Raw genomic sequence first — 18,687 nt, forward strand, 5'->3', positions numbered from 1 at the left:
TGCCGTCAGGCGGCGGCGCGGGTGCGGAAATCCAGTGTTTCGCCTAACAGGACTTGGTAAACATCTTGATAACGATAGACATTGCGAGCCCAGTCGTGGCTGGCTGCAACATGCGCGCGCCCTGCCGCGCGGCGGGCGTCCCAAAGGTCGCTGTTGCCCAGCAGATCGGCCAGCGCAGCGGCGCAGGCCGGCGGATTGTCAGGCGCGAACAGCGTGCCGGTGTGGCCGTCGCTGATCAGTTCGCGGTGCCCGCCGACGTCGGACGCGGCGACGAGCTTGCCCTGGGCCATGGCCTCCAGCGGCTTGAGCGGCGTTACCAGATCGGTCAGCCGGCTCCGCTTGCGCGGATAGGCCATGACATCGACCAGCGCGTAATAGCGCTCGACCTCGCTGTGCGGAACGCGGCCGACAAAGCGGATTGCGCTGCTGACCGGACTTGTTTCTGCCTGGGCCTTGAGCGCGGCCTCCATCGGTCCGCCGCCGACCATCAGCAAACGGGCAGCGGGGATCCGTGCGATCAGATCCGGCATGGCCGCGATCAGATCGTCCAGACCTTCATAATCATAGAAGCTGCCGATGAAGCCGATGACCGGACCGGTGCCCAGGTCCAGCGCGTCACGCAGCAACGGATCGGGGCTGGCCGCTTCACCGAACAGCGCCAGATCGACCCCATTGGGACTGAGCGCGATCTTCGCCGGCGCGACGCCGCGTGCCACCAGATCGTCCTTCAATCCCTGACAGATCGTCACGACCCCATCGGCGCGGGCGACAACGTGGTTTTCCAGCGCACGGGTCAGACGATATTTGACGCTGCCCTCGCTGCCGGTGCCGTTCGACACCGCGGCGTCTTCCCAGAAGGCACGGATCTCATAGACGACGGGCAGCCCCAGGCGCTTGCCCGCGATGACTGCGGCCATCCCGCACAGCGCCGGCGAATGGGCGTGCAGCAGGTCGGGCCGCCACTGCCTGGCCAAAGCGCAGATCGCATCGGCCAGAGCGGAAACCTCGCGCCATTCGCGCAGGCCCGGCGGGCCGCTGGCTGCACCCGGGGTGCGGTACAAGGTCAGGCCTTCGACCTGTTCCGGATCGGGTCCTGCGGACAGGTGGCGCAGCCCGGTTATGCCGCGCACCTCCAACCCCATGGCCTGCTGGGCCGTCAGGATGGCGCGCGTGCGAAAGGTATAGCCACTGTGCAGCGGCAGCGAATGGTCAAGGACGTGGAGCACCCGGGTCATCCAGCATTCCCTAAGCGAACAAGGCTTAACGCGGCGTCAACCGCGTCCTGCTAAGCCGCGCGGCATGATCGATATCTTTGCCCTGTCGGTGTCGCACGCCGTCCTGCTGTTCGCGCTATGGCGGCTGGTTCAGGATGGCACGCTGGACCGCGAAGGGCCGGAAGAGGCGCCGCGCGCCGCGCGCAAGCCGGAGCCGCCGCGTGCTTAATCTGGCGCTGACTGCGATCGTCGGGCTGTTCTTTGCGCTGGGCCTGCGTCGGCCCTTCGTTTGGGTGCTGGCCTATCTCTACATCGACATCCTGTCTCCGCAGAAGATTGCCTGGGGTTTCCTGTCGGTCATCCCGATCTCGCTGATTGCGTTTATCCTGGCCTTCGCCGGCTGGGCCCTGCTGGATGACAAGCGCGACAGCCGCTTCACGCTGCGCCAGGGCCTGATCGGTGTGCTGCTGGTCTATTGCGGGCTGACCACGCTGGGCGCCGACTTCCCGGTAAACGCCGCCGAAAAATGGGCCTGGGTGTGGAAAGCGCTGGTCTTTGCGCTGTTCCTGCCGCTGACCTTGCGCACCCGGCTGCGGATCGAGGCGGCGGCACTGGTGATGACCCTGGCCGCCGCGGCGATGATCATCGACGGGGGGATCAAGACGCTGGCCGGCGGGGGGGGCTACGGCACGCTGCGGGTGCTGGTGAACGACAATTCCGGCCTCAGCGAAGGGTCGACCCTGTCAACCGTGGCGATCGCGATCATTCCCTTGATCTGGTGGCTGGTCCGGCATGGAACGATCATTCCGCGCAGCAGCCTGTCGGTGCTGTTCGGGGTCGCCCTGACCTTTTCATGCCTGCTTATCCCGGTCGGTACCCAGACCCGCACCGGCTTGATCTGCATAGCCTTGGTCGGTCTGCTGACCCTGCGCAGCGTCAAGCGCCGCTTGTTGTATGTAACCGGGGCTGCCGTGGCGCTGCTGGTGGCGATCCCCTTGCTGCCAGCCAGCTATACGCAGCGCATGAGCACGATCGAGGACCATCGTTCCGACCAGTCTGCCTCGACCCGGGTCGAGGTGTGGAAATGGACCCTGGACTATGTGCGTGATCATCCCTTCGGCGGCGGTTTCGATGCCTATCGCGGCAATTCGATCCGGGTCGAAACCCGCAAGGAGCTGAGCGCCGGCGACAACAATGTCGCGGTCGAGGTGGGCCAGACCTTTGACAAGGCCCGCGCCTATCACTCGGCCTATTTCGAGATGCTGGGCGAACAGGGCTGGCCGGGATTGATCCTGTGGCTGTGGCTGCAATTGCTTGGCCTGTGGCAGATGGAGCGGATCCGCGCGCGCTGGAAGAAGCGCAGCGGTCCCGGTCAGGAATGGCAAGCCCCGCTGGCCAATGCCTTGCAGCAGGCGCAGTTCGTCTATCTGTTCGGCGCGCTGTTTGTCGGCATTGCCTTCCAGCCGTTCATGTTCATGCTGATCGGCATTCAGTGCGGGCTGTGGACCTATCTGCGCCGCGTCGACACGCCGTCGCGGCCGCCGGTCCGCCGCGGTCCCCTCGTAATGCGGACAGGGACAGCCTGAACATGGCGCAGGCACAGGCTCCGCGTCATCTCGACGCGCTTACCGGCATTCGCGGCATCGCAGCCTGGGGGGTTGTGCTGTACCATATCCGCCTGTCGCTGGTCATGATCTGTCCGCCATGGCTGATCGCGATCCTGGGCCGCGGCTATCTTGCGGTTGATCTGTTCTTCATGCTGTCCGGCTTCGTCATCTGGTACAACTATGCCGAGCGGATCGCCGCGGGCGGCTGGGCGGCGGCGCGGCTGTTCCTGTGGCGCCGGTTCACCCGCGTCTGGCCCTTGCACGGAGCAATCCTGCTGGCCTTCATCGGCTTGGTCGCCGTTCTGGCCGCAACCGGGCGCGACACGGCCGGCTATCCGCTGGCCGAGCTGCCCTTGCATGTCCTGTTGCTGCAGAACTGGGGCTTTACGCCGCGGCTCAGCTGGAACCATCCGGCCTGGTCGATCAGCACCGAAATGGCCGCCTATCTGGTCTTTCCGGCACTGGTCGTCGCCATGCAGTGGGCGCGCGTGCCGACTTTGGCCCTGCTTGCGCTGGCCGGCGCAGTCGCCGTTGCACTTCACGCCGGGTTCGCCGCGCGGGGATATGACGGGCTTGGCGGCGATATCACCCACCTTGGGCTGTGGCGGTGCCTGGCGGGCTTCGTGCTCGGTTGCCTGATGTGCCAGCTGTGGCAACGCTGGCGGGCCTATCGCATTGCCTGGCTGATCGCGGCGACCGCATGCGCGGCAATCCTGGGCCTTGCGGCCATGCTGTCGCTGGCCGAGACGGCTTTTGTCCCGGCCGCGTTCTTTGCCGGACTGCTAGCCCTTGCCTTGGCCCACGGACCGCTGTCCCGCGTCCTGGGTGGGGGCGCGCTGCATTATCTGGGCGAGATCAGCTATTCGACTTATCTGGTCCACTTCCTGCTGTTCATCCTGTTCAAGCTCGCCTTCGTTGATCGCTCGCTGCAGATCGGATGGTTCGGCCTGGCTGCCTATCTCGCCATGGTTCTGACCGCGTCGGTGGTGCTTTACCATGGACTCGAAAAGCCGGCACAGCGCTGGCTCAACGCCAATCCGCCGCGTTGGCGCAGACCAATTCAACGTCCGCTGGCCGACTGATTCGCCTTTCGCGGCGCCGCGCGTGCCGCTTGCCGTAGCGGCAGCGCCGGGCGTGTTGCGCCGCCGCGCGGCTTGGGCCATGACAACGCCTTTCCAAAGCCAGGAGAGGCATGATGACCCCGCAAGAACTGCAAGCCAAGACCGGTGAAGTGATCGGCGTGTCCGACTGGTTCCAGGTCACCCAGGAACGCATCAACATGTTCGCCGACGCGACCGGCGACCACCAGTTCATCCACATCGACGAGGAAAAGGCCAAGATGACCCCGTTCGGCGGTACCATCGCCCACGGCTTCCTGACCCTGTCGCTGCTGCCGGTGCTGGGCGCGATGACCGAAGGCGCGCGGATCGACGGGGTGAAGATGGGCGTCAACTATGGCGGCAACAAAACCCGTTTCATCAGCCCGGTGCGCGCCGGCAAGCGCGTGCGCGCCCACACCAAGTTGCTCGAACTGGTCGAAAAGCGCCCGGGCACCTGGCAGCAGACCAACGAGATCACCATCGAGATCGAAGGCGAGGACAAGCCCGCGCTGATCTGCGAATGGATCACGATGCTGTTCGTTTGATCGCATTCCTCCCCGGAAGCGTTCAACTCAAACGTCTATAAGGATCTTCTCATGTCACGTGATGCCGTCATCGTTTCCACTGCCCGCACGCCGCTGACCAAGGCGGCGCGCGGTGCCTTCAACAACACCACCGGCGCGACGCTGGGGGCCTGGTCGATCAAGGCCGCGGTCGAGCGTGCTGGCCTCGACGGCGCGGAGATCGACGACGTCCTGATCGGCACCGCGGCCCAGCAGGGCTCGACCGGCGGCAACGTCGCGCGTCTTGCCGCGCTGCGCGCCGGGCTTCCCGTCACCGTTCCGGCGATGACGATCGACCGTCAGTGTTCGTCGGGCCTGATGTCGATCGCCACCGCCGCCAAGCAGGTGATCGTCGACAACATGGACATCTGTGTCGCCGGCGGCCTGGAAAGCATTTCCAAGGTGGTCGGCAGCGGCCGGATGTTCGTCGAGCCCGACCGCGAGCTGCTGGAAATGCATCCGCATATCTACATGCCGATGATCGGCACCGCCGAAGTCGTCGCCAAGCGCTACAACATCAGCCGCGAATACCAGGACGAATACTCGCTCCAGTCGCAGCAGCGCACTGCCGCCGCCCAGGCTGCCGGCAGGTTCGACGCCGAAATCGTCGCCTGCGAGGCAACCATGGCGGTGGTCGACAAGGAGACCAAGGAAGTTTCCTACAAGCAGGTCACTGCCGACCGCGACGACTGCAACCGTCCCGACACTACGCTGGAAGGCCTGGCCAGCCTCAAGCCGGTGGTGGGCGAAGGCGGGGTGATCACCGCCGGCAATGCCAGCCAGCTGTCCGACGGGTCTTCGGCCTGCGTGGTGATGGAAGCCAGGGTTGCCGAAAAGCGCGGGCTGGCCCCGCTCGGCCGCTATGTCGGCATGGCGGTTGCCGGGACCGAGCCCGACGAAATGGGCATCGGCCCGGTTTTTGCTATCCCCAAGCTGCTCGAAAGGACCGGCCTCAAGATGGACGACATCGGGCTGTGGGAACTGAACGAGGCCTTCGCCGTCCAGGTGCTCTATTGCCGTGACAAGCTGGGCATCCCCGACGAACTGCTCAACGTCAACGGCGGCTCGATCTCGATCGGGCACCCCTTCGGCATGACCGGCGCGCGCTGCACCGGCCACGCGCTGATCGAAGGCAAGCGTCGCGGCGCGAAGTACGTGGTCGTCACCATGTGCATCGGCGGCGGGCAGGGCGCGGCGGGACTGTTCGAAGTTCTCTAAGCATCGCCGCCCTTTAAGGCGCCAAGGGCCGCGCGTTCCGACCGGGAGCGCGCGGCCTTGCCATTTCAGCGCTTTGCCCGCATCGTCCGCGTTCCGAACGAAGAAGGGGCGGGCGGAATGACCGAACATCTTGGTATCATCGAGATTCTCGGCGTGGCTGGCAGCGTCAGCCTGCTTGCCGGCTGGCGGCTGTATCTCTGCGTCCTGGCGACGGGGCTTGCGATGCATTACGGCGCGCTACCGCTGCCCGAACATCTCGCCTCGCTGCAGGTCCTGGCCAATCCCTGGGTCATGGGCGCTGCCGGCGCTGCCGCCTTCCTCGAATTCTTTGCCGACAAGGTGATCTGGCTCGACACCGTGTGGGATACGATCCACACCCTGATCCGCCCGCTGGGCGGGGCGCTGCTGGCCTTGGCCGTGGTCGATCCGTCCGATCCCGCGACGCAGGCAATCGCCTTCATCCTTGGCGGCGGAGCCAGTCTGCTGGCCCACGGCGGCAAGGCCAGCGCCCGCGCGGTGGTCAATACCAGCCCCGAACCCTTCAGCAACGTCGCCGTTTCGACCATCGAGGACGTGGCGACCACCGGTCTGCTCTACCTCGCCTACAGCCACCCGATCGCCGCCGGCGCGGTGGCGGCGGTGCTGCTGGTGCTGGCGATCGCCTTGATGATCATAGCCTGGCGGGTGCTCAGGCGGATCTTCCTGCGGGTCCAGCCTGAACCCGCGGGCATGGTGGTTGAAGGTTAGGCCACCACTTTCAGCGCCAGCTTGTCGAAGCGGGTGATCCATTCTTCCAGCACCGGAGCAATCTGGGTGCGCCATTTGCTGCCGTTGAAGATGCCGTAATGGCCCACTTCAGGGGCGAGCAGATATTGCTTGCGGCTTTGCGCCAGTCCGGTGGCCAGATGCAGCGCGGCCTTGGTCTGGCCGATCCCGGAGATGTCGTCGCGCTCACCCTCGACCGCAAGGATGGCGGTATCCTTGATCTGGCCCAGATCGACGCGCTTGCCGCGGTGCACAAACGTGCCGTTGGGCAGGCTGTGCTTCTGGAACACTTCCTCGACCGTCTGGAGGTAATAGGCGGCGTTAAGGTCGCAGACCGAGCGGTATTCATCATAGAATGCCTTGGTCGCATCGGCACTGTCGTCGTCGCCGTCGATCAGGTGCTTGAACATGTGGTAGTGGCTCAGCATGTGATTGCCCAGGTTCATGCTCATGAACCCGGCCAGCTGCATGAAGCCCGGATAGACCCGCCGTCCGGCACCGGGATACTGCAGCGGCACAGTGGCGATCACGGTGTGCCGGAACCATTCGATCGGGCGCTGCATCGCCAGATCGTTGACCGATGTCGGTGCCTCGCGGGTGTCGATCGGCCCGCCCATCATGGTCAGGGTCAGCGGCCGGCAAGGATGCTTGATATCGGCCATGATCGCGGTCGCAGCCAGGGTCGGGACCGACGGCTGGCACACCGCCAGGGCGTGGGCGCCGGGGCCGATGTGTTCGAAGAATTCGATCAGGTAGTCGATATAGTCGTCCAGGTCGAACTCGCCCGCGCTCAGTGGCACCATCCGTGCGTCGGCCCAGTCGGTGATGTAGACTTCGCAGCGTTCGATCATCCGCGCCACGGTGCCGCGCAGCAGGGTGGCGAAATGGCCGCTCATTGGCGCTACAATTAGCAGTCGCGGCGCGTCTTTGGGCAGGCCCGGGTGGGTGAAGCGCAGCAGGTTGCCGAACGGCTTGTGGACCACGATCGCTTCGGTGACGGGGAACGACGTGCCGTCGACCTCGACCGTTTCGATGTCGAAAGCGGGCTTGCCGTAATTGGCCGAGGCGTGGGCGAAGACCTCCAGCGCCGAGGCCATGACCGAGCCGCCAGCGCCGTAGCCGAACGGCAGCGCCGGGTTGCTGAGCATCTCCGCCCCGACCGAGGCCCAGGTGCTGGCGGCGTTGAGCCACGAGCGATTGAGTTCGTAAACCGTGTAAAGCACTGTGCTGCGTTCCCTGCCTGGCCGCTTTCATGCGGCTGATTTGCGTCGCATCGTGGCGGCAATCGTTTCATTGTGCAATGCAATAAATCATGCCGCAGTGCACACTAGGGCCGCCAGGTTCGTAATTGCCACTTACGTCATAGCCAGCCTGTGCTAGGAGCGCGGGCCATGAGTTCCGACACCTCGGCTGCCCCCGCGGCGAGCCAGCCCACCCCCGATCCAAAGCCGGCGCGAAGCCTCGGGCCATTGCGGATGATCTGGCGCGAAACCGCCAAGTATCCGCGCCAGGTGCTGTTTGCCGGGCTGGCGCTGCTTGTCACCGCCACGGCTACCATTGCGATTCCGGCGGGCTTTCGCCTGATCATCGATCGCGGCTTTGCCCAGGGCGGCGATGTCGCGGCGATCGGACGCTGGTTCCGTTACCTGCTGCTGCTGGTCGCAGTGTTGGGGTTGGGCACAGCGACCCGGTTCTATTTCGTGTCATGGCTGGGGGAGCGCGTCGTCGCCGATATCCGCCTGAAAGTGCAACAGAACCTGCTGCGGCTGTCGCCCTCGTTCTTCGAAGCCAACAGCCCCAGCGAGATCTCCTCGCGGATGACTGCCGATACCGGGCTGATCGAGCAGGTCGTCGGCACGACGGTGTCGGTCGCGCTGCGCAACCTGATCATGGGCACGCTGGGGATCGGCTATCTGTTCGTGCTGGCGCCGAAGCTGGCCGGGGGGCTGGTCATCGGCATTCCGCTGGTGATCCTGCCGATCGTCTTCTTCGGCCGCCGGGTCCGCTCGGTCTCGCGCTCCAGCCAGGACCGGGTCGCCGATATCGGCACGATCATCGCCGAAACTTTGGGCGGGATGCGCGTGGTCCAGGCCTTCAACCAGGAAGCGCGTGAGCAGGAACGCTTCGCCGGCGCGGTCGAACGGACCTTCGATACCGCACGGCGCCGGATCCGCCTGCGCGCGGTGATGACCGCGGTGGCGATCACCGCGATCTTCGGCTCGATCGTCATGCTGGTCTGGGACGGCGCGCTGGGCGTGGCCCGCGGCACGGTGTCGGGCGGGACGATCTTTGCCTTCGTCGTCACCGCCGGGATTGTCGCCGGCGCATTCGGCGCCCTGACCGAGGTCTATGGCGATCTGCTGCGCGGCGCGGGCGCGGCCAGCCGTCTTAACGAGCTGCTCAACGAAAAGCCCGCCATTGCCGCGCCGGAGCGTCCGCTGGCACTGCCCAGCCCGGGGCGTGGCAAGCTGGCTTTCGAGCACGTCAGCTTTCGCTATCCCACGCGCCTTGAAACCGCGGCATTGTCCGACTTTTCGCTGACGGTCGAGCCAGGCGAGACGGTGGCCATCGTCGGCCCGTCGGGCGCGGGCAAGTCGACGCTGTTTCAGTTGGCGGAGCGGTTCTATGATCCCCAGGCCGGCACCATCAAGCTCGACGGCGTCCCGCTGACTGCGGTCGATCCCGCAGAAATTCGCCGCCGCATGGCGCTGGTTCCACAGGAAGCGGTGCTGTTTGCGGCCAATGCCCGCGACAACCTGCGCTATGGCAACTGGCAGGCCAGAGAGGACGAAATCTGGGACGCCGCCCGCGCCGCCAATGCCGAAACCTTCCTGCGCGACTTGCCCGAAGGGCTCGACACCTTCCTGGGCGAGGGCGGCGCGCGGCTGTCGGGCGGGCAGCGCCAGCGCATGGCGATCGCCCGCGCGGTGCTGCGCCAGGCGCCGATCCTGCTGCTCGACGAAGCGACCAGCGCGCTCGATGCGGAAAGCGAACGCCTTGTTCAGGACGCGCTCGACCGATTGATGCAGGACCGCACCACACTGGTCATCGCACACCGCCTGGCGACGGTCCGCGCGGCCGACCGGATCGTGGTGATGGACCAGGGCCGGATCGTCGAGACCGGAACCCACGAGCAGCTGAGCAAGGCCGGCGGGCTCTATGCGCGATTGGCCGCGCTGCAATTCGACGACAAGGCCTTTGCGGCCGCACTGAAGGCATAGTCCATGGACCTGATCATCACCGCAATCCTGCTCGGCATTGTCGAGGGCCTGACCGAGTTCATTCCGGTCTCCTCGACCGGGCACCTGATCCTGGCCTCCGAAGTGTTCGGCTACGATGCCAAGACCTGGGCGGTGTTCAACGTGGTGATCCAACTCGGCGCGATCCTGGCCGTGGTGGTGCAGTACTGGCGCACGTTCTGGGCGGTGGGCATGGGCCTGCTGCGGATGGAGCGGGTCAGCCTGATCTTCGTGCGCAACGTGCTGCTGGGTTTCCTGCCGTCGGCGGTGCTGGGGCTGCTGCTCAAGGACCAGATCCGTGCCATGCTTGGCAGCCCGATGATCGTGGCCTGGGCGCTGATCCTGGGCGGGATCGCGATCCTGGGAATCGAGCGCGTGGCCAAGCCGGGCGGGCCAAGCGGCGTCGGCCAGTTGCCGATGCGCCAGGCGCTGGGCGTGGGCCTGTTCCAATGCGTCTCGATGATCCCCGGGGTCAGCCGATCGGGCGCGACGATCATGGGCGCACTGGCCATGGGGATCGAGCGGCGCACCGCGGCGGAATTCAGCTTCTTCCTGGCGATCCCGACCATGTTGGGGGCGACCACGCTGGAACTGTGGGATTCGCGCGCCGAACTGATGGCCGGGACCGGGCCGGTCGGCTGGACCGAAATCGCGGTCGGCTTCGTCGTCGCGTTCATCGTCGCGCTGGCCGTGATCAAGGCCTTCGTCGCCTATGTCAGCCGCGCCGGTTTCGCGCCCTTTGCTTGGTACCGGATCGCGGCCGGCGCGCTGGCGGTTTTTCTGCTGAGCCGCTGACACATTCGGGAACCATCCCGGTCATCGTTCATTGTTGAGCCTGTCGGCGAGGGATTTCCCGCCGCCAATGCGTTCCACGCGCACCGCAGTTACGGTGGGCATCAACAAGGGATGAGATCATGAAGGCTTTCTACAAATCCGTAATGCTGGCTTCGACCGCCGCCATGGCCCTGGGCCTTTCGGCTTGCGACAGCGCCAAGGAAAACGCCGACGAAGCCGCGGCACAGGCCGTGCGCGAATCGGGCGAAGCGACTGAAGCGTCGATCGACGCCAGCGCTGCCGCGCTGGAAGCGTCGGGCGCGACGTCTGATCAGGTCAAGGCTGTTGAAGCCAAGGGCGACGCCGCTGCCGAAGCCGCGGATGCCAAGGCCGACAAGATGGAAGACCAGGCCGACAAGCGCGACGCCAAGCCGGAATAAGTCTTGCGCGCCTGACCGGGTCAAACCGGACGGGCCACCGAGGGGCCGGCGGATGCAGCGACCGCCGGCCTTTTTGCATGCTCAGACCGGGCTGGCCCCGCTACCCCGACCGCCGCGCAAAAAGTATTCGAGGCTGCCGCGGTGCAGGACATCGTCGATGTCGATCACCGCTGTGTTGGCATAGGTAAAGCCCGGTGCCAGGCTTCGATAGAGCCGGTCGAAATCGCGGTCGACGGTCTGGTGATAGAGGTCCTGAAAGCTCTCGATCACGAAATAGGTCGGCTGCAGATCGTCGATCACATAGTCGGTGCGCATCACCCGGTCGACATTGAGCATGATCCGGTTGGGGCTTTGCGCCTCCAGGCAGAACACCGCCTCGGCCGGTCCCGAGAGTATTCCCGCTCCGTATGTGCGCAGGTCCTTTCCTTCGAGGATTAGTCCGAATTCGACCGTGTACCAATATAGCGAACCCAGTGCCTTAAGCCGGTTATAGCGCATCGCCTTCCATCCGGCGCGGCCATATTCCTGCATGTAATCGGCATAGGTCGGATCGGCGAGCATCGGCACATGGCCGAACACGTCGTGGAACACATCGGGTTCCTGGATATAGTCGAAGGTCTCACGCGTGCGGATGAAGTTGCCGGCGGGGAAGCGCCGGTTGGCGAGGTGCCAGAAAAAAACGTGATCGGGGATCAGCATCGGCACCGGCACCACCGACCAGCCGGTCAGCGCGCCGAGTTCTTCCGATAGCCGGGCAAAGGCCGGCACCCCGCCGCGGCCCAGCCCCAGTTTCTGCGTTCCGGCCAGGAACGCGCTGGCCGCGCGCCCGGGCAGCAGGTCCATCTGGCGGGCATAGAGATCGTTCCAGATCGCGTCTTCATCGCTGGAATAGATGCGCTGCTGCGGTTCGATCCAGTCCTCGCCGATGTGATCGGGGCGCTTCAGCGGCGCGGTGTAAACTGCGGGATCGCCATCGGGCAGGCGCGCAAAGTCGGGCTGGTCAAGAGTGGCTCCGTCGGACATGGTTACAGGTGTAACTTGTTCAAAGCGGGACAGCAACGCCCTTCGCAGGAGCATTGCCTGGCGCTGATTGCTGGCGCAAGCTGGCCGGTGAAAGGACCTTCCCCGATGAAATCGCTCAAGCGCAAGAAGTTCGACGCGCTCTACGCGTCGCTCGAAGAGGAACTGGTGGCGATGTCGCGCTGGGTCGCCAAGACCGGGGCGCGGGTGCTGGTGTTGTTCGAGGGCCGCGACACGGCGGGCAAAGGCGGGGCGATCGATGCGGTGCGCACCCCGCTCAACCCGCGCCAGTGTCGCACCGTGGCCCTGCCAAAGCCCGACGAGCGCGAGAAGACCCAATGGTATTTCCAACGCTATGTCGCGCACCTGCCTGCAGCGGGAGAGATCGTGCTGTTCGACCGCAGCTGGTACAACCGCGCCGGGGTCGAACAGGTCATGGGCTATGCCACGCCCGATCAGGTCTCCGCCTTTCTGGATCAGGTTCCAAGGTTCGAGGAGCTGCTGGTGGCCGACGGCATCCTGCTGTTCAAATACTGGCTCACTACCGACCAGAAGCAGCAGGAAAAGCGCTTTGCCGAGCGTCTGGAAGATCCGCTGAAGCGCTGGAAGCTCTCGCCGATCGACCTTGCCGCGCGCGAGAAATACGATGCTTATACACTGGCGCGGGAAGACATGCTCAAGGCTACCCACACCAAGAAGGCGCCGTGGACCCTGGTCGATTTCAACGACCAGCGCCGCGGCCGTCTGACCCTGATCCGCGACCTGCTCGACCGGCTGCCGGATACGACCGTCCCGCCCGAAGCGATCGACCTGGTTCCGCTGGGCCATGTTCCGTCGGAGGAAGGCTATACCGTGCTCAAGCCGATCAAGAGCTTCGACATCGACTGAGCGGCTGCAACCCTTGACTTTCGCCCCTCGCTGACGCATTGGCGCGCACTTCCGGGGCGGCGCACGTGTGCCGCCTTCCGCAGTTTCATGGGCCTTCGCGCCCGAATCGAGAGTTCAGGACAAGACCATGGCGAAGCCCGCAACCGTCAAGATCCGGCTGGTCTCCACCGCCGACACCGGTTTCTTCTATGTCACCAAGAAGAACCCGCGCAACACGACCGAGAAGATGACCTTCCGCAAGTACGATCCGGTCGTGCGCAAGCACGTCGAGTTCAAGGAAGCCAAGATCAAGTAAGGAACCCGCGGGTTCATTCAGAGTTCAAGCCTCGATCCTTAACGGAGTTGGCATGAACCGCTTGATCAAAAATGTCCGCCTTTTCGCAGGTGCCGCCGCTTCGGCGGCGCTTGTCGTTTCCGCCGCAGTCGCCGTCTCGGCCCAGGCTCCTGCGGCCCAGGGCGATCTCGCCCAGGCCGTCGGCGCGCTGCGCGCCATCGGCACGATGCGCGCCAATTTCGTCCAGACCGACCGCAACGGCCGCAAGCTCTCCGGCGTCCTGACGCTCAAGCGCCCGGGCCGGATCCGCTTCCAGTACGAAAAGGGGGTACCGATTCTGGTCGTGTCGGACGGGTCGGCGCTGACCTTCATCGACTATTCGGTGCGCCAGGTGCAGCGCTGGCCGATCAGGAACAGCCCGCTGGGCGCTCTGCTCGACCCCAATCGCGACGTGATGAAGTACGGCCGACTGATCCCGGTCGACAATCGCAACGTCGTCGGGATCGAGGTGCGCGACAAGGCCCATCCCGAATACGGGGTGATCACCCTGCTGTTCGTGCGCAAGGCTTCGGCCCCGGGCGGGCTCGAGCTGTCGAGCTGGGCCTCGCTCGACTCGCAGAACAACCGCACGGTGATCAGCCTCTCGGGACAGCAGTACGGCCTCGCGGTTCCCGACAGCACGTTCAGGTTCAACGACCCGCGCGCTACCACTCGTCGATAGGGGCGAACGGCCTATCGTGGGCCGTGCCCACGGTGCGACAAACTGCGACAATTGCGTGGCGATTGTTCATGGGCCAGCAAGCCAAATTGGCCTAGAACTGTTCTCGACGGCGCGGCCTGAGGCGGGTTTCCCCCCTGTTGCCCGCACCTCCAGTACGGACGCTCCGTCAAAGCGTGACGAACGCACAAAGGAACCCCTGCTCCAATGCCCCCGGAGCAGGGGTTTTCTTTTGTCTTGGGCTGGATTGCTTGAACCCGGGCTGCGAACGGCATCGGCATGCGCTTCCGGTGCTCACGGCCTTTATGGCCGCTGCGCTCCGGTTCTCTTCCGACGCCATTCTCGCTCCGGCTTGAAGCAATCCATTCCCAAGCCAAGTCTCGGCCTTGCCGCCCCCCGCCTTCGCACCTAAAGCCCGGTCATGGTCTCGATCGCAACCTGGAACATCAATTCCGTCCGCCTGCGCGCCGATCAGGTCGCCCGCTTCCTGACCCAGGACGCGCCCGATGTGCTGTGCCTGCAGGAGATCAAGACCGAGGAGAAGCACTTCCCCCACCAGGTCTTCGAAGACCTGGGCTACACCCACCGCGCAGTCCATGGGCAGAAGGGCTATCACGGCGTCGCCACCGTCAGCCGCCTGCCGTTCCGCGAGCTGCACCGGCACGATTGGCAGGCCAATGGCGAAGCCCGCCATGTCGGGGTCGAGCTGCTCGGCCGGGGGCAGGGCGTTGTTGTCGAAAACGTCTATATCCCTGCCGGCGGCGATATTCCCGACCGCGAGCAGAACGCGAAGTTTGGCCAGAAGCTCGACTTCCTTGAGCGCATGGCCGTCTGGGCCGATGCGCTCGACCGGCCGACCCTGATCGTCGGCGATTTCAACATCGCCCCGCTCGACTGCGACGTCTATGATCACAAGGCGCTGCTCAAGGTGGTCAGCCATACGCCCATCGAAATCGCAGCGCTCCACCGGTTCCGCGATGCCCACGGCTGGGAAGACCTGGGCCGCAAGCACATCCCCGCGCCGCAGCGCAACTGGACCTGGTGGTCGTACCGCACCTATTGGCAGGACAAGGACCGCGGGCGGCGGCTCGACCACATGTGGGCCTCGCCCGATCTCGCGGCGCAATCGCGCAGCCACCGTTTCGTCGAGGAAACCCGCAAATGGGACCAGCCGAGCGATCACATCCCGCTGGTGACGGAGTTCGACATTTGACAAGCCCGGCGCGGCGGGTGGCGCTGGCGCTCGACGCGCTGCGCCACGGTTGGCCTATCGCGGTCGAAGGCGGGGCCACGCTGCTGCCGGCGGAGACCGGCTTTGCCGCCGGGGCGACCAGTTCGACCATGCTGATCAGCGCCGCGCGCGCCGCCACGCTGAAGCTGGCCAACCAGCGCGAAGCGGCAGAGCCCCACGCCCCGGTGCTGATCCGCGCTGCCGAGCCTTTCGACCTGGCCCAGGCGCGCGCCCTGGCCGATCCGGCGCTGGACCTGCGCTATCCCCTGAAGGGGCCGTTCCGGGCCGAACATCTCGATTGGCCGGCAGCGGCCGCCGCGGCGATGGATCTGGCGCGGCTGGCCGGAATCCTGCCGGCCTTCCTGGTTGATCCCGGCAATGGCGGCGAAGCGCAGGGCGTGTCGGCTGCGGATCTGGCCACATGGCAGGATACGTCGGCGCTGTCCGTTGCCGCCCGCGCGCGGCTGCCCGTTGCCGCTGCCGATGACGCCGAGATCGTCGCTTTCCGCTCGGCCGACGATCTGCGCGAACATGTCGCGCTGGTGATCGGCCAGCGCTCGGGCGACCGGGCGCCTTTGGTCCGGCTTCATTCCGAATGCCTGACCGGCGACATTCTTGGCAGCCTCAAATGCGATTGCGGACCGCAACTGGACGCCGCGCTCGAAGCAATGGCCGAAGAGGCCCGCGCAGGCGGCTGGGGCGTACTGCTCTACCTGCGCCAGGAAGGGCGCGGGATCGGCCTGATCAACAAGCTGCGCGCCTACCAGTTGCAGGACCAGGGCTTCGATACGGTCGACGCCAACAACCGCCTTGGCCTGCCAACCGAAGCGCGCGATTTTCCGGTGGCGGCGCGCATGCTTGAATTGCTGGGCGTCGGCGCAATCCGTTTGATGACCAATAATCCCGCGAAGGTCGAAGCGCTGTCAGCTGCCGGGGTAACAGTGGCCCAACGGGTCCCGCACCAACTTCCGGCCAATCCCCACAACGCCCGCTACCTTGCCACAAAACGCGATCGTTCCGGGCACCTGCTCTAGCGATCAGCGCCGGTCGCGCGGGGTCAGTTTGGCGGCAAGCCGATTCTGGCCGAGCTGGACCGTTTCGTCGCCCCACACCGCCACAAAAGTGCTGGGCCAGGTCGCAGCAGGAACGAAGCGGGCATCGTTGCCTTCGATCACCAGGCCCGAACTGTCGTGCTGGCGGCCCTCGGGGGCGACGGTGATGAAGGCGGAATGGTTTTCCTTGTCGGCGCCCTGGACGAACCAGTTGCCCGCTATCCTTCCCGACGCGCCGCCGGGCAGGTCGATCATGTAATTGGTGCCCTTGCCGGCGCTGTCATCGAAGCTGTTGTTGCTCACATCGATCTTGCCCGCGCGGCTTTTCAGATAGTGGCCGCCGCGCCCTGCCTCGAAACGGCTGCGGGTGACGCGGACCAGGCCGTAATTGCCGGTATAGACCGAATGGGCGCAGCCGCCCGGTCCCTCGCAAGTGCCGAGCCGGGTAAAGGTCGATTTGTCGATGCTGAGCGTTGCCGACTCGTCGTCGCCGGTGAGGATGCCCTGCTGGCTGTCGCGGAACCATGCCTGGCTGACGGCAAGTGCGCCCTTTTCAAGTCTTATCCCGGCACCATTGAAGTCGGACACCTTGATATTGGCGAAGACCAGCCCCTCGACCCGGGCGCCGCGGCCGCGTAGCACCAGCGCCGCCTTGCCCTCGCAGGCCGTCCCGTCGAAAACCGCCTGGCCATTGACTGCCGCGACAAAGGCGACCTCGCCCACGCTCTGCACAGCACAGTCGGCGTGGCGGCCGCTGGCGACCCGGATCGTGCCGGTGCCCGCGCCGATCGCGTTGACTGCGTCCTGCAGGCGCGAATAGCCCTGCCCGGTCTCGGCCAGCACATAAGGCGCGCCCTGCTGGGCCAGGGAAACGGCGGGAAGGGCAATGGCCAGGGCAAGCGTGGCGGCGGCAAGGCGGAGTGCGTTCGACATGGCCGCGCCATACCACCCGGCGCTCAGCAAATGGTAAAGCCTGTCGGCGCTGTCCCGCGCGGGGACATTCCGCCTAGTCGCGCCCGCCCCAGCGCCATTTCCACCCGCCCCTGGTCTTGGCGCGCGACAGGGCGACCAGCACGACGGTTGCGCCAAGCATCATGACGATGGCCAAAGCCCTTGGCGCTGCACCAGGTCCCTGCATCAGGAAATGGAACGGGATCAGCAGGCTCAGGTAGCCCAGCAGCACGGCCCAGCCTTGCCAGCGGACAGGCAGACCGGCGCCATAGCCGAACCGCTTTGGGGCGAACCACGCGCTGTCGTCGTTATCGCGCATCTCACGTCTCCTTGGGCGGGCGCCCGCGCCGCACCGGCTCGGGCAGGGCGACCTTGGTACCGCGCCGGGCTAGCGCCTCGCGCAGCAGCACTTCGATCTGCACGTTGACCGAGCGCAGGTCGCCCGCTGCCGACCGTTCCAGCGCTGCATAGAGCGCGGGATCGAGCCGGAGCGGGAAAGCCTTGCGGGCGGTCGGCGGGGGCACAAGCCGGCCTTACTGGTACAGCGAGCCGGTGTTGACCACGGGCTGGGTATCGCGCTCACCGCACAGCACGACCATCAGGTTGCTGACCATCGCCGCCTTGCGTTCGTCATCGAGGTGGACGACGCCCTTTTCGGACAGCATCGCCAGCGCCATCTCGACCATGCCGACAGCGCCTTCGACCAGGGTCTTGCGCGCCGCGACCACGGCCTCGGCCTGCTGGCGGCGGAGCATCGCCCCGGCGATTTCCTGGGCATAGGCCAGATGGGTAAAGCCGCATTCATCGACCGTGATCCCGGCCATCGTCAGCCGCGCGATCAATTCCTTGCGCAGTTCGACCCCGACCTCGTCGTGGTTGCCGCGCAGGGTGATTTCCGAATGCGTGAAGTCGTCATAGGGATAGCGCGAGCCGATGGTCCGCACCGCGGCCTCGATCTGGACCATGACGAAGGCCTTGTAATCGTCGACGTCGTAGAGCGCCTGGGCGGTGTCGGTGACCCGCCAGACCACCTGGGCGGCCATCTCGATCGGGTTGCCGCGCAGATCGTTGACCTTGATCTTGTCAGACACCAGGTTGTTGGCGCGAACCGAGATCTTGGTCTTGCCCATCCACGGCCAGACCCAGCGCAGCCCGGTGGCGCGATCGGTGCCGCGGTACGATCCGAACAGCGTGATCGCCGCGGCCTGGTTGGGTTGGATCATGTAGAACCCGCTGGCCAGGACCACCAGCGCGACCATGCTGAGCCCGGTCGAAACCAGAAACCCGAACACCGCGCTGTCTTCGGGATTGCTGCCAACGAAGGAAATGATCCGCCAGACGGTCAACGCCAGCAGCGCCAGAAAGGCCACGAATATCAAGTAGCCGCTGGTGCTCCACGCGCGGCGTTCAACGCTCGCGGTCATTGGTGCATGCGAATCGGTCATCGAAGTTCCCCTTAAATCTGATATCACATTAATATCAGTTCAACGGGCCGCGTCAACAGCCTTGAAATACGAACGAATCGGTCGTATATCAGTGGGGCGGGACCGGGCCCCTCTGGCGCGGCATTTGCCCAAACGGGAAATGCAGCGTGATGTCGGACCGCATCGGATGTTGCCGATGCCGTGGTCCG

General features: G+C 65.4%; 21 protein-coding genes. 14 read left to right on the forward strand and 7 right to left on the reverse strand.

Annotated elements, in window-relative coordinates; translation table 11 throughout:
* Positions 1–5 precede the first annotated feature (5 nt).
* Entirely contained in the window at positions 6–1,235 is a 1,230-nt protein-coding gene (locus tag ACFFF7_RS11445) for a TIGR04063 family PEP-CTERM/XrtA system glycosyltransferase (protein ID WP_379481483.1), read from the reverse strand.
* Positions 1,236–1,299: 64 nt separating this feature from the next.
* Here ACFFF7_RS11445 and ACFFF7_RS11450 point away from each other — a divergent pair, with 64 nt between their 5' ends.
* The 6 genes from ACFFF7_RS11450 to ACFFF7_RS11475 all read left to right on the forward strand — a co-directional run bounded on the left by ACFFF7_RS11450 (position 1,300) and on the right by ACFFF7_RS11475 (position 6,449).
* Positions 1,300–1,443: a hypothetical protein gene (locus ACFFF7_RS11450; protein ID WP_379481484.1), complete on the forward strand. Its 144-nt coding sequence runs from the start codon at positions 1,300–1,302 to the stop codon at positions 1,441–1,443.
* Positions 1,436–2,800, forward strand: a complete 1,365-nt coding sequence (locus ACFFF7_RS11455) for a DUF5935 domain-containing protein (RefSeq protein ID WP_379481485.1) — start codon at positions 1,436–1,438, stop codon at positions 2,798–2,800. Before ACFFF7_RS11450 ends, ACFFF7_RS11455 begins: the two co-directional genes overlap by 8 nt.
* Before the next feature lie 2 nt (positions 2,801–2,802).
* Positions 2,803–3,903: an acyltransferase family protein gene (locus tag ACFFF7_RS11460; protein WP_379481486.1), complete on the forward strand. Its 1,101-nt coding sequence runs from the start codon at positions 2,803–2,805 to the stop codon at positions 3,901–3,903.
* Between the two features lie 113 nt (positions 3,904–4,016).
* Positions 4,017–4,466: a MaoC family dehydratase gene (locus ACFFF7_RS11465; protein ID WP_379481487.1), complete on the forward strand. Its 450-nt coding sequence runs from the start codon at positions 4,017–4,019 to the stop codon at positions 4,464–4,466.
* Between the two features lie 51 nt (positions 4,467–4,517).
* The gene (locus ACFFF7_RS11470) at positions 4,518–5,702 is read left to right on the forward strand and encodes an acetyl-CoA C-acyltransferase (protein WP_379481488.1); all 1,185 of its coding nucleotides are present in this window, start codon (positions 4,518–4,520) and stop codon (positions 5,700–5,702) included.
* 117 nt (positions 5,703–5,819) lie between these two features.
* Positions 5,820–6,449, forward strand: a complete 630-nt coding sequence (locus ACFFF7_RS11475; RefSeq protein ID WP_379481489.1) for a DUF4126 domain-containing protein — start codon at positions 5,820–5,822, stop codon at positions 6,447–6,449.
* On the opposite strand, the gene ACFFF7_RS11480 is transcribed toward ACFFF7_RS11475, so the two are convergent.
* Positions 6,446–7,690: a polyhydroxyalkanoate depolymerase gene (locus ACFFF7_RS11480; RefSeq protein ID WP_379481490.1), complete on the reverse strand. Its 1,245-nt coding sequence runs from the start codon at positions 7,688–7,690 to the stop codon at positions 6,446–6,448. The genes ACFFF7_RS11475 and ACFFF7_RS11480 overlap by 4 nt on opposite strands.
* Before the next feature lie 168 nt (positions 7,691–7,858).
* Here ACFFF7_RS11480 and ACFFF7_RS11485 point away from each other — a divergent pair, with 168 nt between their 5' ends.
* From ACFFF7_RS11485 to ACFFF7_RS11495, 3 genes are all read left to right on the forward strand, one after another.
* Entirely contained in the window at positions 7,859–9,688 is a 1,830-nt protein-coding gene (locus tag ACFFF7_RS11485; protein WP_379481491.1) for an ABC transporter transmembrane domain-containing protein, read from the forward strand.
* Positions 9,689–9,691: 3 nt separating this feature from the next.
* Positions 9,692–10,501, forward strand: coding sequence for an undecaprenyl-diphosphate phosphatase (locus ACFFF7_RS11490; protein WP_379481492.1), 810 nt, complete (start codon positions 9,692–9,694; stop codon positions 10,499–10,501).
* A 119-nt stretch (positions 10,502–10,620) separates the two neighbouring features.
* On the forward strand, positions 10,621–10,920 hold the full coding sequence (locus ACFFF7_RS11495) for a hypothetical protein (RefSeq protein ID WP_379481493.1): 300 nt from the start codon (positions 10,621–10,623) through the stop codon (positions 10,918–10,920).
* 81 nt (positions 10,921–11,001) lie between these two features.
* Here ACFFF7_RS11495 and phhA read toward each other — a convergent pair whose 3' ends face one another.
* Complete coding sequence (gene phhA, locus ACFFF7_RS11500; RefSeq protein WP_379481494.1) at positions 11,002–11,943, reverse strand: phenylalanine 4-monooxygenase; 942 nt, start codon at positions 11,941–11,943, stop codon at positions 11,002–11,004.
* A gap of 105 nt (positions 11,944–12,048) precedes the next feature.
* On the opposite strand from phhA, the gene ppk2 reads away from it, so the two are divergent.
* From ppk2 to ribA, 5 genes are all read left to right on the forward strand, one after another.
* Entirely contained in the window at positions 12,049–12,828 is a 780-nt protein-coding gene (ppk2, locus tag ACFFF7_RS11505; protein ID WP_379481495.1) for a polyphosphate kinase 2, read from the forward strand.
* 127 nt (positions 12,829–12,955) lie between these two features.
* Entirely contained in the window at positions 12,956–13,123 is a 168-nt protein-coding gene (gene rpmG / locus ACFFF7_RS11510; protein WP_086490179.1) for a 50S ribosomal protein L33, read from the forward strand.
* A 52-nt stretch (positions 13,124–13,175) separates the two neighbouring features.
* Positions 13,176–13,823 carry a LolA family protein gene (locus tag ACFFF7_RS11515; RefSeq protein WP_379481496.1) on the forward strand — a complete coding sequence of 216 codons (648 nt, stop codon included), beginning with the start codon at positions 13,176–13,178 and terminating at the stop codon, positions 13,821–13,823.
* 418 nt (positions 13,824–14,241) lie between these two features.
* Positions 14,242–15,033 (forward strand): exodeoxyribonuclease III, encoded by a 792-nt coding sequence (locus tag ACFFF7_RS11520; protein ID WP_379481497.1) that lies wholly within the window; start codon positions 14,242–14,244, stop codon positions 15,031–15,033.
* Entirely contained in the window at positions 14,982–16,085 is a 1,104-nt protein-coding gene (gene ribA / locus ACFFF7_RS11525) for a GTP cyclohydrolase II (RefSeq protein WP_379481498.1), read from the forward strand. Before ACFFF7_RS11520 ends, ribA begins: the two co-directional genes overlap by 52 nt.
* Before the next feature lie 3 nt (positions 16,086–16,088).
* On the opposite strand, the gene ACFFF7_RS11530 is transcribed toward ribA, so the two are convergent.
* The 4 genes from ACFFF7_RS11530 to ACFFF7_RS11545 form a co-directional block, all read right to left on the reverse strand.
* Complete coding sequence (locus ACFFF7_RS11530) at positions 16,089–17,036, reverse strand: right-handed parallel beta-helix repeat-containing protein (RefSeq protein ID WP_379481499.1); 948 nt, start codon at positions 17,034–17,036, stop codon at positions 16,089–16,091.
* 73 nt (positions 17,037–17,109) lie between these two features.
* A complete protein-coding gene (locus ACFFF7_RS11535) occupies positions 17,110–17,373 on the reverse strand; it encodes a hypothetical protein (protein WP_379481500.1) in 264 nt (87 codons plus the stop codon).
* A gap of 1 nt (position 17,374) precedes the next feature.
* Entirely contained in the window at positions 17,375–17,578 is a 204-nt protein-coding gene (locus ACFFF7_RS11540; RefSeq protein WP_379481501.1) for a type II toxin-antitoxin system antitoxin, read from the reverse strand.
* 9 nt (positions 17,579–17,587) lie between these two features.
* The gene (locus tag ACFFF7_RS11545) at positions 17,588–18,499 is read right to left on the reverse strand and encodes an SPFH domain-containing protein (RefSeq protein ID WP_379481502.1); all 912 of its coding nucleotides are present in this window, start codon (positions 18,497–18,499) and stop codon (positions 17,588–17,590) included.
* Between the last annotated feature and the right edge of the window lie 188 nt (positions 18,500–18,687).

This window comes from Novosphingobium aquiterrae, assembly GCF_042434435.1.
Classification (GTDB): Bacteria; Pseudomonadota; Alphaproteobacteria; order Sphingomonadales; family Sphingomonadaceae; genus Novosphingobium; species Novosphingobium aquiterrae.